Source organism: Nocardia sp. NPDC058244, assembly GCF_042882065.1.
GTDB lineage: Bacteria > Actinomycetota > Actinomycetes > Mycobacteriales > Mycobacteriaceae > Nocardia.
The window spans coordinates 1-14,785 of sequence record NZ_JBHVWX010000006.1 but is presented as its reverse complement, the minus strand read 5'-3'; the positions used below and the strand labels follow the sequence as shown (position 1 = coordinate 14,785).

General features: G+C 69.8%; 12 protein-coding genes. 5 read left to right on the top strand and 7 right to left on the bottom strand.

Annotated features, from left to right (window positions below; all coding sequences use genetic code 11):
• Positions 1-61 precede the first annotated feature (61 nt).
• Entirely contained in the window at positions 62-595 is a 534-nt protein-coding gene (locus ACFVW6_RS19530) for a DinB family protein (RefSeq protein WP_378832270.1), read from the top strand.
• Here the strand turns inward: ACFVW6_RS19530 and ACFVW6_RS19525 are convergent.
• Positions 555-3,065: a tetratricopeptide repeat protein gene (locus ACFVW6_RS19525; RefSeq protein WP_378832272.1), complete on the bottom strand. Its 2,511-nt coding sequence runs from the start codon at positions 3,063-3,065 to the stop codon at positions 555-557. The two genes, ACFVW6_RS19530 and ACFVW6_RS19525, sit on opposite strands and share 41 nt — an antisense overlap.
• A 174-nt stretch (positions 3,066-3,239) precedes the next feature.
• Between ACFVW6_RS19525 and ACFVW6_RS19520 the strand changes: the two genes are divergently transcribed.
• Positions 3,240-3,695: a carboxymuconolactone decarboxylase family protein gene (locus ACFVW6_RS19520; protein WP_218719210.1), complete on the top strand. Its 456-nt coding sequence runs from the start codon at positions 3,240-3,242 to the stop codon at positions 3,693-3,695.
• A 51-nt stretch (positions 3,696-3,746) separates the two neighbouring features.
• Complete coding sequence (locus ACFVW6_RS19515) at positions 3,747-4,199, top strand: nitroreductase/quinone reductase family protein (protein WP_357344077.1); 453 nt, start codon at positions 3,747-3,749, stop codon at positions 4,197-4,199.
• A 12-nt stretch (positions 4,200-4,211) separates the two neighbouring features.
• Here ACFVW6_RS19515 and ACFVW6_RS19510 read toward each other — a convergent pair whose 3' ends face one another.
• The 6 genes from ACFVW6_RS19510 to ACFVW6_RS19485 all read right to left on the bottom strand — a co-directional run bounded on the left by ACFVW6_RS19510 (position 4,212) and on the right by ACFVW6_RS19485 (position 11,519).
• Positions 4,212-5,600, bottom strand: a complete 1,389-nt coding sequence (locus ACFVW6_RS19510; RefSeq protein WP_378832276.1) for a VWA domain-containing protein — start codon at positions 5,598-5,600, stop codon at positions 4,212-4,214.
• 22 nt (positions 5,601-5,622) lie between these two features.
• Complete coding sequence (locus ACFVW6_RS19505) at positions 5,623-6,510, bottom strand: MoxR family ATPase (RefSeq protein WP_355282751.1); 888 nt, start codon at positions 6,508-6,510, stop codon at positions 5,623-5,625.
• 25 nt (positions 6,511-6,535) lie between these two features.
• Complete coding sequence (locus tag ACFVW6_RS19500; protein WP_378832278.1) at positions 6,536-7,900, bottom strand: DUF2252 domain-containing protein; 1,365 nt, start codon at positions 7,898-7,900, stop codon at positions 6,536-6,538.
• 129 nt (positions 7,901-8,029) lie between these two features.
• Positions 8,030-9,031, bottom strand: a complete 1,002-nt coding sequence (gene ilvC, locus ACFVW6_RS19495; protein WP_355282871.1) for a ketol-acid reductoisomerase — start codon at positions 9,029-9,031, stop codon at positions 8,030-8,032.
• Between the two features lie 50 nt (positions 9,032-9,081).
• Complete coding sequence (ilvN, locus tag ACFVW6_RS19490) at positions 9,082-9,585, bottom strand: acetolactate synthase small subunit (RefSeq protein ID WP_019048314.1); 504 nt, start codon at positions 9,583-9,585, stop codon at positions 9,082-9,084.
• Positions 9,582-11,519, bottom strand: a complete 1,938-nt coding sequence (locus ACFVW6_RS19485) for an acetolactate synthase large subunit (RefSeq protein ID WP_378832280.1) — start codon at positions 11,517-11,519, stop codon at positions 9,582-9,584. Before ACFVW6_RS19485 ends, ilvN begins: the two co-directional genes overlap by 4 nt.
• 348 nt (positions 11,520-11,867) lie before the next feature.
• Here ACFVW6_RS19485 and ACFVW6_RS19480 point away from each other — a divergent pair, with 348 nt between their 5' ends.
• Together ACFVW6_RS19480 and ilvD are read left to right on the top strand one after the other, a co-directional pair.
• Complete coding sequence (locus ACFVW6_RS19480) at positions 11,868-12,593, top strand: PH domain-containing protein (protein ID WP_378832284.1); 726 nt, start codon at positions 11,868-11,870, stop codon at positions 12,591-12,593.
• Positions 12,594-12,889: 296 nt separating this feature from the next.
• The gene (gene ilvD / locus ACFVW6_RS19475; protein WP_378832286.1) at positions 12,890-14,731 is read left to right on the top strand and encodes a dihydroxy-acid dehydratase; all 1,842 of its coding nucleotides are present in this window, start codon (positions 12,890-12,892) and stop codon (positions 14,729-14,731) included.
• The last annotated feature ends 54 nt before the right edge of the window (positions 14,732-14,785 follow it).

Here is a 14,785-nt window from a genome sequence, read left to right as displayed (position 1 = left end):
TTTTCATTCTCGCGCACATTGCGGACAGAAAGTGACCGCAATGGGTTCTACCTTGGTTTTCATGACGAACACAACTCCCACCCTCCTCGACGCCGAGCGCTCCGACCTGCTGGAGATGCTGGCCAAGCACCGGTTCTTCCTGCGTTTCACCACCCGCGAGCTGACCGACGAGCAGGCCAGGACGCGGACCACCGCCAGCGAGCTGACCCTGGGCGGGTTGATCAAGCACGTGGCGGCGGTGGAGGCGAACTGGGCGACGTTCATCCTCGACGGGCCCGAGGCCGCGCCCGATTTCTCCGCGATGACCGAGGAAGAGATCGCCGCGTGGGGCGACGCCTTCGTCCTGCGCCCGGACGAGACCCTCGCCGGCGTGCTGGCCGAGTACGAGCGGGTGGCCGCGCGCACCGACGAACTGGTGCGCACGCTGCCCGACCTGAACGTGACTCAGCCGCTGTCGCAGGCGCCCTGGTTCGAGCCCGGCGGACGCTGGAGCGCGCGCCGGGTCTTCATGCACATCATGACCGAGACCGCGCAGCACTCCGGCCACGCGGACATCATCCGGGAATCCCTCGACGGGGCGAAGTCGATGGGCTGAGCTCGGACTGGATGGCCTCGGCCGCCGCGCGATGCTCGGCGGCGGCGTCCGGGTCGGTCGATTCGAGGACCTCGGCGATGCCCTGGTGGGCCAGCGCCTCCTCGAGTCGGTAGCCGAGTCTCGGCGCCAGCTCCAGGGTGTGGCGATGCAGGCGCAGCGCCTCGTCGGGCAGGCCGGCGAGGCGGCAGGTTTCGGCGTAGCCGTTGAGGAAGTGGATCTTCCAGTGCTCCTCGAACAGGTCGTCGAGCAGGGCGAACGCCTCGCGATGGCTGGCCAGCGCCGCCTCGTAGCGGCCCATCCGGCGCAGCGCGACCCCCTGGCAGTTCAGGCCCCAGGCCTCGTTGTGCTTGTGGCCGTCGGCGCGGGCCAGGGCCAGCGCGCTGCTCAGGTGCTCGAGCGCTTCCTCCGGCTCGTCGGCGGCGATGGCCACCCCGAGGGTGATCTGGGCCTGCAGCGACGGCGGCCAGGACGGGTCGCCCGCGGGGAGGTCGAGTGCCTCGCGGGCCAGGGCCGCGGCCTGTTCGCGATGGCCCAGTTGCAGCACGGCCCAGGCCTCGCTGGCGATGGCGTCGGCGGCGCTCATCGGGCACCCGCTGTCGGCGTAGAGGTCGCGGGCCTGGCGGAACAGTTCGAGCGGTTCCTCGGTATCGCCCTCGTCCCAGCGCAAGTGGGCGCAGCGCATGGTCAGCTCGGCGCGCGGCAGCGGGTCGCCCGCGGCCGAGATCAGCGGGGCCGCGGCGGCGTAGGCGGCGGCCGCCTCGCTCATCCGGCCCGCGTTGTAGCGGGCGAAACCGAGGTCGCTGTGCGCTTCGGCGAGCTGCCGTGGATCACCGAGATGCTTTGCGGCGGTGAGGGATTGCTCGAACAGCGCGTTGAGATGGGTGGTGCCGCAGCGCCGGGCGAAGAACGCGCGCATGAACCGCGGCAGCTCGCACACATGGACGTTCGCGCCCACCTCGACGGCCGCGTAGAACACCGCCATCAGGTTGGTGTACTCGGAGACGAACCAGAAGAACGCGGCGTCGCGGTGCGGGAACACCGGTAGGTCGGCCGGGGGCGAGCCCGCCGAGACCGGGCGGGTGGGCGACAGGAACGGCATCGCGGCGTCGGCGGCGGCCGCGGTGTGCACGTAGTAGTCGAGGATCCGGCCCAGCGCGCGCTCGCGATCGACGTCGGAATCCTGCTCGGAACTCGCGTGCCGGGCGTGCTGGCGGACCAGATCGTGCAGGCGGTAGCGGCCCTCGGCCGGCTGCTGGACCAGGTGCGCGTCGAGGAGGTCCTCGAGCATGGCGCGCGCGGTGCGCAGCGGCACATCGGCGACCGCGGCGGCGACGTAGTCGGTGAAGGTGGATCCCGGGATCAGGCCGAGCAGCCGGAACAACCTGCGCTGATCGCGGTTGAGCTGGCGCACCGACATGCCGAACGCGGTGTCGAATTCGGTGGCGCCCTCGGCCATTCGCTCGACGAGGATGCCGACCGACCAGCCAGGACGATGCCGCAGCCGGGCCGCGGCCAGCCGCAGCGCCAGCGGCAGATTGCCGCACAGCCGCAGCACCTCGGCGGCCTGCTCCGGTTCCCGCGCGAGCCTGCCGTCGGGTCCGCGCGCGTCGCCGCTGGCCCGGACCAGCAGTTCCGCGCTCTCCTCGGCGGTGAGCACGTCGAGGGTCACCGGCGGCACCTCGTCGAGCTCGAGCAGCCGATTGCGGCTGGTAATGATGGCAACAGACGCGCCCGCGCCCGGCAGCAGCTGGCTGACCTGCGCGGCGTCGGCCACATTGTCGAGCACGACGACCGCGCGCAACCGGGCCAGCTCCGAGCGCCAGCACGCCGCCCGCAGCTCGACCCCGCCGTCCTGCGGCACCTTCTCCGAGGGCACCTGCAGGGCGGCCAGCAGCGCGCGCAGCGCGGCGTCGGGGTCGAGCGGCTGGCGGCCGTCGGTGAAGCCGTGCAGGTCGAGATAGAGCTGGGCGTCGGGATATTCGGCGGTCAGCTGATGCGCGGCGTGCACGGCCAGGGAGGTCTTGCCGACCCCGGCCATCCCGTCGATGGCGACCACCCGGTCGGCCCGGACGGCGGCCAGCACATCGGCCATGGCCTGGTCGCGGCCGGTGAAGTCGGGGACGTCGCGGGGCAGGTCGTTGCGCGGCGGCGGCGGGGCGTCGGCGGGCGGGCTCGGCGGGGCGACCTGGCGGCTCGTCTTCGGCGGCGCCGGCAGCGGGTTGTTGGCGCGCTCCCACAGCGGCCGCAGCGGGCGCGGATCGCGTTTGACCAGGCGGCACAGTTCCAGCACGGCCGGCCACGGCGGCACCGTCTGCCCGCTGAGGTAGCGCGACAGCGACGACGAGCTCAGCCCGGTGTCGCGCGCCAGCGCGCGCACGCCGCGACCCGACAGCTCCTGGATCAGGCGCAGGCGCGCCGCGAGTTCGTCCTGCGGGTAGGCCCTTGCCGTCTGCTGTTGCACAACCACCATTTCCCACTGTCGTTGTCCCGGCCCGGATCATCGAGTTTCCCGATGACAATCGGGAGGTCAGGGCCGTTTTCCACTGTCCCACAGTGTCCCACAGCCATCGTGTTCCGTCGCCCGGCGGGCTGTTATTGAGTCACACCGCAAGCAGCGGAGCACAACGGAAACAAGGAGCACGACATGCAGTCTCGGATGCAGAACCCGGCCATGGTCCTCACCGACGCGATGGGCCCGATCCAGCAGGTGCTGAAGGCGGTGCAGACCGGCGGCGTCGACGGCGAGATCCTGGAGCTGGTGCACCTGCGGGTCAGCCAGATCAACGGTTGCAGCGCCTGCGTCGACGGCGGCACCAAGACCGCCCGCAAAGCCGGTGTCAGCGAGGATCGCCTCGCCACGGTCGTCGCCTGGCGCGAGACCCCGTACTTCACCGACGAGGAGCGCGCCGCGCTCGAACTGGCCGAGGCGGCGACCCGCCTGGCCGACCGCCCCAACGCCGTCACCGACGAGATCTGGGACGCGGCCGCCAGCTACTTCGACGAGCGCCAGCTCGCCTCGATCGTGCTGATGATCGGCGTCACCAACATGTTCAACCGGCTCAACGCCACCACCCGCCAGATCGCCGGCGCCTGGGGCTGAGCCCCACCCCTCCCCCGACCCGTCCTGATCCACCGAAAGGAAACCTTCGAGATGACCACCAACCAGTCCGCAAAGAAGAACTCGCACGGGGGTTTCTCCCGGTGGATGCAGCACCGGATGAACGCCAGGATGAACCGCAAGGTCCGCGCGGGCAAGGGCACCTTCATGGGCATGGACGTGCTGATCCTGCACACCGTCGGCCGCCGCAGCGGCGCGCCGCGCCAGACCCCGCTCTCCTGGTTCGCCGACGGCGACTCCTGGCTGCTGGTGGCCTCGGGTGGCAAGAACGGGCACCCCGACTGGCACCTCAACCTGATGGGACACCCGGAGCAGGCCACCATCGAGCTGCCCGGCGCGGCGCCGCTGCCGGTCACCCCGCACGTGCTCACCGGCGCGGACCGCGCCACGGCCTGGGAGTCGATCACCGCCGCGCAGCCGCGGTACGGCAAGTACCAGGACAAGAGCGAGCACGAATACGCGGTGGTGCGGCTCAGCGCGCGCTGACCGACCGCGCGCTCACGCGGGCAGCAGCCGGCCGATCACCTCGGCCAGCTGCCGCACCGTGCGGCATTCGTGCATGGTGACGATGTCGGTGTAGACGTGGGCGGCCGAATCACCGGTCGACCACGAGCGCGACGGCTCCGGATTGAGCCAGTACACGGCCTTGGCCCGTTCGGTCATCGCTTGCAGCGCGGCCAGATTCGGGTCGGTGCGGTTGGTGCGGGCGTCGCCGAGGATGAGGACGCAGGTGCGCGGGCCCAGCGCGTCGAGGTAGTGGTCGACGAAACCCTGGAAGGCCTCGCCGTAGTTGCTCGAGCCGAACCGGGCGACCCCGGCGTCGCGGACGATCTCGCGCGCGAAGCCGGCGGGCGGCGGTTCACCCGGGGTGAAGTAGCCGGTGATCTCGGCGCACACGTCGACGAAGCCGAAGCTGCGGACCTTGCTGAACTGGTCCTGCAGGGCCTGCACCAGCTGCAGGGTGAACTCGGCGAAACCGGTCACCGAGCCCGAGACATCGGCCAGCACAACGAGATCGGGGCGTCCGTGCCTGCGGGCACGCAACACCGGATCGATCGGGACACCGCCGGTGGCCATCGACCGGCGCAGGGTGCGGCGCAGGTCGATCTGCCCGCGCACGGCCTTCTTGCGGCGCACCGCCAGCCGGGTCGCGAGTTTGCGGGCCAGCGGATGCACGAGCCGGCGCATCTCGGCCAGGTCCTGTTCGCGGGCACCCAGGAAATCCGTACTGTCGGCACCGGATTCGACGCCGCGGCGCGCGATGTAGTCGGTGCCGCGCAGCTGCGCCGAGCGCAGCCGGGCCTCGGCCTGTACCTCGGTGCGGAACCGCTCGACCCGGCGACGCGCCTCGATCGTGTGCACCGCCGCGTCGAATTGTCCGGTCCCGCCCATGGTTTGGGCGACCTGCTCGGAGATCTCGTCCGGGCGCAGCGATTTCATCGTCAGATACGACGACCAGCCCGCGCCCGACGCGGAGGTGACCCGCCCCGCGCTCTCCCCCGCGCCGCCGTAGGCGCCGAAGGTGTTGAGCGCCTCCCTGGCGAGTTCGGCGGTGTCGGCGCCCTGGATCAGGGCCGCGATCACCCGCTCGCGCAGCGGATCGGTGTCCGCGCCCGCCGCCGCGACCGGCCTGGTCCCGTCGAGGAAGTAGAGGTCGAAGAGCTGGTCGAACACCGTGCGCTGGCCGTTGCGGCGCAGCAGACAGGCGGCCAGCCCCGAGCGCAGTACCCGGGCGTCCGCGGTGCCGAGGGCGACGATCGTGGCGGCGGCGTCGACGGTTTCGCTGGGGCCCGCGTGGATGCCGTGCTCACGCAGCAACCCGACGAAGCCGACCAGGCGATCGGACATCGGCGCCGCGATCCCGCCGTGCGCGGGCACGATGGTCACCACGACGCCGTACCGGGGGCGGTCATCGGACCACGCTGCCGTCGGGCCGCTCGTCGAGGCCGAGCTTCTCGATCGCCACCCGATGATCGGACTGATACTTCAGCAGCACACCCAGCGTGGCCCGGACGACCCCCGCGCTCAGTGTCCGGCTGCCCAGCGCGACCAGGGTCTTCGCCCAGTCCACGGTTTCGGCGATGGACGGCGCCTTGCGCAGGGACAGCTGCCGCAGCGCGCTCACCGTGGCCACGACCGGCTCGGCCAGCGCCGCGTCCAGTTCGGGCACCTTGAGCCGCACGATCGCCTTCTCCAGCTCCGCCGTCGGATAGTCGATGTGCAGGTACAGGCAGCGCCGCTTGAGCGCCTCGGACAGGTCGCGATGGGCATTCGAGGTGAGGATCACGAAGGGCTTGCGGACGGCGGTGACCGTGCCGAGCTCGGGAATGCTCACCTGGAAGTCGCCGAGCACCTCCAGCAGCAGACCCTCCAGCTCCACATCGGCCTTGTCGAGCTCGTCGATCAGCAGCACCGTCGGATCGGGGTTGCGGATGGCCGCCAGCAGCGGCCGGGCGAGCAAGAACTCCTCGGTGAAGACGTGGTCGCGGGTGCCCTCCCAGGTCTCCCCCGAGGTCGCGGTGATCCGCAGCAGCTGTTTGGCGTGGTTCCACTCGTAGAGCGCGCGGGCCTCGTCGATGCCCTCGTAGCACTGCAGGCGGATGAGCTCGGCCGAGACCGCCGTGGCGACGGCCTTGGCCAGCTCGGTCTTGCCGACACCGGCCGGTCCCTCGATCAGCAGCGGCTTGCCGAGGTGATCGGCCAGGAAGACCGCGGTCGCGATGTCGAGGGACGGAAGGTAGCCGGCCGCGGTCAGCCGGTCCTGCACCTGGTCCACCGAGGCAAAGAACTTACTCATCGGTAACCAGTGTAGTGGCCTCGGCTCAGTAGGCGCGCGCGGCCGCGGTGATCCGCCCGGAGTCGATGGCGGCGAGCAGGGAGTGCCGGTCGGTGACGGTCTGATCGGCGTAGGACAGGCCGAATTCGCCCATCGCGCGATCGAATCGATCGTTGCCGCCGAGGTAGGCGGCGATGGCCACCCGGTCACCGGAGCGCGCGTGCGCGCGAGCCAGGACCGAGCCGCACAATTCGGCGTACCGGGCCAGCTCACGATGGGTCATCGTGCCGACGTCGGCGGATCCCTTCATGTCGCGCAACTGCCGCATGTAGAAGAACCGGCCCGCCGGACCGGTCGCCCAGGCGAGGAAGACGTCGCTGGCCGACTGCATGAGCCGCTGACCGACGACCACCCGGTGCCCCTGGTGGTGATACTTGCTCGGCTTCAGGTGCGGCGCGAGCACCGAGGTCTCGGCCTCCTTCATCTGCAGGAACAGCGGCGCGCCCGACTCCTTGTCCATCATCAGCGCGATGAAACACCGGGTGCCGACGCTGCCGACGCCGACCACCTTCATCGCCTGATCCACGACGCGATACCGGTCGAGCAGCACGCGGCGCTCGTCGGGCAGGCTCCGGCGGAAGTCGGCGAAGACCTCCTTGATGATCTTGCCGTCGGCCAGCTCGATCGGCACCAGCAGCGGCGGCTGGCTCTTGATCCGCGGGACGCCGTTGGCGTCCGGCTCGGTGAGCTTGTTCAGCGCCTGCAGGCTGGTCTTGCTCCGCGCGGTGTCGACGGTCTTGTCGAACCGTTTGCGCGTCTTGGGTTTGCGGATCAGATCGGCGACCTGATCGGCGTCGACCCGCTCGTACCACACGGTCATGCTGTCGGATTCGGCGAGCATGTCCATCGCCTCGCGATACCCGCGCGCGGCGGCCTCGGCGGCGGTGGCGGCCCGATCGTCCTCGCAGCCGTTGTCGCGGGCGGCGACCGCGACGCTCGCGGCCAGGCGCTTGACGTCCCATTCGAACGGGCCGGGCAGGGTCTCGTCGAAGTCGTTGACGTCGAAGACGAGATTGCGCTCCGGCGAGGCGTAGAGACCGAAATTCGACAGGTGGGCGTCACCGCAGAGCTGCACGGTGAGGCCGCTGTTCGCGCTCTGCGCCAGATCCGCCGCCATGATCGCGGGCGCGCCGCGCAGGAAGGTGAACGGTGACACGCTCATCCGGGCGTACCTGATCGGCACCAGCTCCGGCACCCTGGACTCGGCCTGGCGCTCCAGAATGGTGACCGGGTCCTCCCGATCCGGGCCCGCACCCCACTCCCCCAGCTCCGAGCGCGAGATCCGCTTGCGCGCCGCCTTTCCCTGTTCGACCGCTTCGTCCGCGAAGTCCTCCACCGTCTTGTTCGTCATCGAGCAAGTCTCGCGCTATCGGTGATCAACAGCAAGGATCCGCGCCGGGCCGGAACGCAGCGGACGCCCGGCAAACCGAAGGGCCCGCTCGCGCGTGGCGAACGGGCCCTTCAGAAGAACAGCGAGAACTTACGCGGTCTCGGTGATCGGGCGGTCGACCCAGCTCATCAGGCTGCGCAGCTTGGCGCCGGTGACCTCGATCGGGTGCTCGGCGTTGGCCTTGCGCAGACCCTCGAGCTCGGTGTTGCCGTTCTCGACGTTGGCGACCAGGCGGCGGGTGAACTCGCCGGACTGGATGTCGGCCAGGATCGCCTTCATGCGCTCCTTGGTGCCGGCGTCGATGACGCGCGGACCGGACAGGTAGCCACCGAACTCCGCGGTGTCGGACACCGAGTAGTTCATGCGCGCGATGCCGCCCTCGTACATGAGGTCGACGATCAGCTTCAGCTCGTGCAGCACCTCGAAGTAGGCCATCTCGGGGGCGTAGCCCGCCTCGACCATGACCTCGAAACCGGTCTTGACCAGTTCCTCGGTACCACCACAGAGGACGGCCTGCTCACCGAACAGGTCGGTCTCGGTCTCTTCCTTGAAGGTGGTCTTGATGACGCCGGCGCGGGTGCCGCCGATGCCCTTGGCGTAGGACAGCGCCAGCGCCTGGCCCTCGCCGGTCGGGTCCTGGTCCACGGCGATCAGGGCCGGGACGCCCTTGCCGTCGGCGAACTGACGACGCACCAGGTGGCCGGGGCCCTTCGGGGCGACCATCGCGACGGTGACGTTGGCCGGAGCCTTGATCAGACCGAAGTGGATGTTGAGGCCGTGGCCGAAGAACAGCGCGTCGCCGTCCTTCAGGTTCGGCTCGATGTCGTTGGTGAAGATCGACGCCTGGGCGGTGTCGGGCGCCAGCACCATGATCACGTCGGCCCACTCCGAAACCTCGGCGGGGGTGCCGACGGTCAGACCGGCCTCTTCGGCCTTCGGCCGCGACTTCGAACCCTCAGCGAGGCCGACGCGGACGTCGACGCCGGAGTCGCGCAGGCTCAGCGAGTGCGCGTGGCCCTGGCTGCCGTAGCCGATCACGGCGACCTTGCGGCCCTGGATGATCGACAGGTCAGCGTCGTCGTCGTAGAACATCTCGACTGCCACTGTGGAGTCCCTTCTGGATAATTTCTGGTGGGTAAAAGTTAGCGGGTGGCCGTGATCGACTTCGGACCGCGTCCGACTGCGACCACGCCCGACTGCACGATCTCGCGGATGCCGTAGGGCTCGACCATGCGCAGCAGGGCATCCAGCTTGGACCGGGTGCCGGTGGCCTCGATGGTCAGCGCGTCGGGCGACACGTCGATCACCTTGGCGCGGAACAACTGCACGGCCTCGATCACCTGGGTGCGCACCGACGCGTCGGCCCGCACCTTCACCAGGATCAGTTCGCGGGCCACCGAGGCGTCGGCGTCCTGCTCCACGATCTTGATGACGTTGATCAGCTTGTTGAGCTGCTTGGTGACCTGCTCGAGCGGCAGATCGTCGACGGTCACGACGATCGTCATGCGCGAGATCTCGGGGATCTCGGTGCCGCCGACGGCCAGCGACTCGATATTGAAGCCACGGCGCGAGAACAGGCTCGCGACACGCGCCAGCACGCCCGGCTTGTCCTCGACGAGAACGCTCAGGGTGTGGGTGGTGCTCATTCCGGGGAACCCTTCTCGAAGGCCGCCTGCTCGCGCTCCATCGCCTCGTGGATGACGGCGGGCTCGGAGACCTGCTCGTCCTCGTCGAAGAGCGGGCGGATGCCGCGGGCGAACATGATCTCGTCGTTGCTGGTGCCCGCGGCGACCATCGGCCACACCTGGGCGTCCTTGCCGACGATGAAGTCGATCACGACCGGGCGGTCGTTGATCGCCTGCGCCTGCCGGATCGCGGCCTCGACGTCCTCTTCCTTCTCCACGCGGATGCCGACGCAGCCCAGCGCCTCGGCCAGCTTGACGAAGTCGGGGATCCGCAGGGTGTGCGTGCCGAGATCGGTGTTGGAGTAGCGCTGTTCGTAGAACAGGGTCTGCCACTGGCGGACCATGCCGAGGTTTCCGTTGTTGATCAGCGCGACCTTGATCGGCACGCCCTCCACGGCGCAGGTGGCCAGCTCCTGGTTGGTCATCTGGAAGCAGCCGTCACCGTCGACCGCCCAGACCTCCTTCTCCGGGGTGCCCATCTTGGCGCCCATGGCCGCGGGCACCGCGTAGCCCATGGTGCCGAGGCCACCGGAGTTCAGCCAGGTGCGCGGGTTCTCGTACTTGATGAACTGCGCGGCCCACATCTGGTGCTGACCGACGCCGGCGCAGTACACCGCGTCGGGACCGGCCAGCCGGCCCAGCGTCTCGATGACGAACTCCGGCGAGAGCGAACCGTCGCTCGGGGTCTTCCAGCCCAGCGGGTAGTTGTCGCGGATCCCGCTGAGATAGCCCCACCACTCGGTGAGGTCGAGCAGCGGCGCGGCGCCGGACTGCGGATCGGCCTTGAGGGTCTCGATCAGCTCGACGATGACCTCACGCGCGTCGCCCACGATCGGGACGTCGGCGTGGCGGTTCTTGCCGATCTCGGCCGGGTCGATGTCGGCGTGGATGACCCGCGCGTCGGGCGCGAAGGAGTCCAGCTGACCGGTGACGCGGTCGTCGAAGCGGGCGCCGAGGGTGATCAGCAGGTCCGAGCGCTGCAGCGCGGCCACGGCGCCGACGGTGCCGTGCATGCCGGGCATGCCCATGTTCAGGGTGTGGCTGTCGGGGAACGCGCCCCGCGCCATCAGGGTGGTGACCACCGGGATGCCGGTCAGCTCGGCCAGCTCGAGCAGCTCGGCCGAGGCGTCGGACTTGATCACACCGCCGCCGACGTAGAGCACCGGCGACTTGGACTCCAGGATCATCCTGGCGGCCTCGCGCACCTGCTTGCCGTGCGGCTTGGTGACCGGACGGTAGCCGGGCAGCCGCATCTCCGGCGGCCACGAGAAGGTGGTCTGCGCCTGCAGGGCGTCCTTGGTGATGTCGACCAGGACGGCACCCGGGCGGCCGGAGGCGGCGAGGTAGAACGCCTCGGCCAGGATGCGCGGGATGTCGATCGGGTCCTTGACCAGGAAGTTGTGCTTGGTGATCGGCATGGTGATGCCGGAGATGTCGGCTTCCTGGAACGCGTCGGTGCCGACCAGGCTCGACGGCACCTGACCGGTGATCGCCACGATCGGGACCGAGTCCATCTGGGCGTCCGCCAGCGGGGTCACCAGGTTGGTGGCGCCGGGACCGGAGGTGGCCATACACACACCGACCTTGCCCGAGGACTGCGCGTAGCCGGTCGCCGCGTGACCGGCGCCCTGCTCGTGGCGCACCAGGACGTGGCGGACCTTGGTGGAGTCGAAGAGCGGGTCGTAGACGGGAAGGACCGCGCCACCGGGAATGCCGAATACGGTGTCGACGTCGAGCTCTTCGAGGGACCGGACCACCGACTGGGCGCCGGTGACGCGCTCGGGCGCGACCTGGCGGCGGGTGGGGTTGGTCGCCGGGCTACCAGCGGCAGGCTGGTTCGCCGAAGGCGCTGACCTGCGGGCCGATGGCCCGGGTCGTGCGGTTGGTGCACTCACCGTCTACGTTCCTTACTTTGTCGTTCTGACCCCGGACAACACAGTTGTGCCTGACACGCGGTGTCTTGCGACCCGTCGCGCATCGGGTAATGCCCGAACACAAAAAAGCCCCCGACCAGCGCATGGCTGTTCGAGGGTGGCGCGTCGCAACGCGAGCTGACGTATTCGACTCAGGCAGTCAGGCTCAACGCTGGACGCGCCGGCCGAGTACGAGCAACTCGTTTCGATTCACGTGCACGACGTTAAGCGCGCGTGGACCGAAGAGTCAAACAGACTACTCTCGGCGTCCCATTATGTGGGACGTGAGTGGTTGCGTGGGTCCGTGTACCAGGATGCGAGGATAGGAGGGTGTCATCACCGCATCAGTCCGTGCCACCGGCTAAATCGTCCCACACCGCCGACGAGGGAACCGATACGGGTCGCCCCTCGCGACCCGGCGGTCTGCGCTCGGCGAGCCCGGGCAGGCTCGCGGCCATCGCCGCGGTGGTGCTCGCGTACCTGATCTTCGTCGTCGTCGGCACCGTGCAGGACTGGTCGCTCGGCTTGCGGATCGGCCTGATCGTGCCGACCGCGGTGATCATCTGGCTGCTGGTCCCGCGCAGGCCGAGCACGCCGACGCCGGGCGTGTACGTCATCGGGGTGCCGCGGCTGGCCTACATCGGCGTGCTGGTGCTCGCGTTCTGCGTGTTCTTCCCGTTCGTCGGCTGGCCCGCCGGGCTGTGGTGGCTGCTGCTGCTCCCGCTCGTCGCGATCTGGTGGGTCGTCCGGACGCACACCACGGTCTCCGACGCCGGGCTGGACCTGAGCTCCATGATCGGCAAGAAGCACCTCGACTGGGCGCAGGTCAAGGGCATCAGCATCCCCAAGCGCGGCGCGGTGAAGGCCCGGCTGGCCGACGACTCCGAGGTGCGGCTGCCCGCGGTGGGCTACGACCGGCTGCGTGAGCTGATCGACGCCTCCGGCGGCCGCCTGCCCGACGTGTTCGCCGCCGCCGAGCAGGCCGAGGCCGAGCGCGTCGCCGCCGAGCGGGCGGCCGAGAAGGCGAAGGCCGAGGAGGCCGACACCGAGGAGTGAGCGTTCGCTCGATCACTGTGGGAATCGGCACGGTGCGGCGCGCGGTTGCACCGGTAAGCTGACGGCACCGGGCACCCCGCGCCGACGGCACCACCGCGGCGACACCCTCCGGAGCGACACTCCCGCCTCGAGCCCGGTTCCATCACCTCCGCACGCACCACCGGCGCGACGCGACCAGCGCGCGCCGGAGTAACGTGCGGGGTTGCCGGACGCACCGCGCACTCGCTCTGTGCCGCGCAGGTCAGCCCCCTGCGCGCACGCTTGGACGCCCCCAGCGACACTACGAGGACTCCCCCATGCCACCGCTCCGCTCACGCACCACCACCATCGGCCGCAACGCCGCGGGCGCTCGCTCGCTCTGGCGCGCCACCGGAATGACCGACTCCGACTTCGGTAAGCCGATCGTCGCGATCGCGAACTCCTACACGCAGTTCGTGCCCGGTCACGTGCACCTCAAGAACATGGGCGACATCGTCGCCGAGGCCGTCCGCGCCGCCGGTGGCGTGCCGCGTGAGTTCCACACCATCGCCGTCGACGACGGCATCGCCATGGGCCACGGCGGCATGCTGTACTCGCTGCCCTCGCGCGAGATCATCGCCGACTCGGTCGAATACATGGCCAACGCGCACACCGCCGACGCGCTGGTCTGTATCTCCAACTGCGACAAGATCACTCCCGGCATGCTGAACGCCGCGATGCGGCTCAACATCCCGGCGGTGTTCGTCTCGGGCGGCCCGATGGAGGCCGGTAAGGCCGTGGTCGTCGACGGTGTCGCGCACGCGCCGCTGGACCTGGTCAGCGCGATCTCGGCGAGCGCGAGCCCGGCGGTGTCCGAGGAGGGCCTCGACGAGGTCGAGCGCTCGGCCTGCCCGACCTGCGGTTCGTGTTCGGGCATGTTCACCGCCAACTCGATGAACTGCCTCACCGAGGCGCTGGGCCTGGCCCTGCCGGGCAACGGTTCCACGCTGGCCACGCATTCGGCGCGCCGCGCGCTGTTCGAGCGGGCCGGCACCGTCATCGTCGACATCGCCAAGCGCTGGTACCAGGACGACGACGCCTCGGTCCTGCCGCGCAATGTCGCCAACGCCAAGGCCTTCCGCAACGCGATGGCGCTCGACGTGGCCATGGGCGGTTCCACCAACACCGTGCTGCACACCCTCGCCGCCGCGCAGGAGGGTGAGATCGACTTCGATCTGAGCACCATCGACGAGATCAGCCGCCGGGTGCCGTGCCTGTCGAAGGTGTCGCCGAACTCGGATTACCACATGGAAGACGTGCACCGCGCCGGCGGCATCCCCGCCATCCTCGGCGAACTGCGTCGCGGCGGCCTGCTCGAGACCGACGTGACCACAGTGCACACCGCCGACTACGCGGAATTCCTCGACACCTGGGATATCCGCTCGGGCAAGGCCTCCGACGAGGCGATCGAGCTGTTCCACGCCGCGCCCGGTGGCGTGCGCACCGTCGAGCCGTTCTCCACCAGCAACCGCTGGTCCTCGCTGGACACCGACGCGGCGGGCGGCTGCATCCGCGACATCGAGCACGCCTACACCGTCGAGGGCGGGCTGTGCGTGCTGCGCGGCAACATCTCCCCGGACGGCGCGATCCTCAAGACCGCGGGCATCGACGAAGAGCTGTTCACCTTCGAGGGCCCGGCCGTGGTGGTCGAGTCCCAGGAGGAGGCGGTCTCGATGATCCTGGGCAAGAAGATCCAGCCCGGTGACGTGATCGTGGTCCGCTACGAGGGTCCCTCCGGCGGCCCGGGCATGCAGGAGATGCTGCACCCGACCGCGTTCCTGAAGGGCGCGGGCCTGGGCAAGGTGTGCGCGCTGATCACCGACGGCCGCTTCTCCGGCGGCACCTCGGGCCTGTCGATCGGCCACATCTCCCCCGAAGCCGCCCAGGGCGGCGTGATCGGCCTGATCGAGAACGGCGACCGCATCCGCGTCGACGTGCACACCCGCGCGCTCGAGGTGCTGGTGTCGGACGAGGTGCTGGCCGAACGTCGCGCGAAGATGGAGGCCTCGGAGCGTCCGTGGCAACCGGTGGACCGCGTCCGCCCGGTGACCACCGCGCTGCGCGCCTACGCCGCCCTGGCGACGTCGGCCGACAAGGGCGCCGTCCGCAAAGTGCCGTAAGCGCCCGACTCGAAACTGAGGCGAGATACGAGTGCGCCGCCGGTCGTCGATGCG

Coding starts and splice junctions, on each gene's coding strand:
- ACFVW6_RS19530 (WP_378832270.1), top strand. CDS start 62: ATGACGAACACAACTCCCACCCTCCTCGACGCCGAGCGCTCCGACCTG.
- ACFVW6_RS19525 (WP_378832272.1), bottom strand. CDS start 3,065: ATGGTGGTTGTGCAACAGCAGACGGCAAGGGCCTACCCGCAGGACGAA.
- ACFVW6_RS19520 (WP_218719210.1), top strand. CDS start 3,240: ATGCAGTCTCGGATGCAGAACCCGGCCATGGTCCTCACCGACGCGATG.
- ACFVW6_RS19515 (WP_357344077.1), top strand. CDS start 3,747: ATGACCACCAACCAGTCCGCAAAGAAGAACTCGCACGGGGGTTTCTCC.
- ACFVW6_RS19505 (WP_355282751.1), bottom strand. CDS start 6,510: ATGAGTAAGTTCTTTGCCTCGGTGGACCAGGTGCAGGACCGGCTGACC.
- ACFVW6_RS19500 (WP_378832278.1), bottom strand. CDS start 7,900: ATGACGAACAAGACGGTGGAGGACTTCGCGGACGAAGCGGTCGAACAG.
- ilvC (WP_355282871.1), bottom strand. CDS start 9,031: ATGTTCTACGACGACGACGCTGACCTGTCGATCATCCAGGGCCGCAAG.
- ilvN (WP_019048314.1), bottom strand. CDS start 9,585: ATGAGCACCACCCACACCCTGAGCGTTCTCGTCGAGGACAAGCCGGGC.
- ilvD (WP_378832286.1), top strand. CDS start 12,890: ATGCCACCGCTCCGCTCACGCACCACCACCATCGGCCGCAACGCCGCG.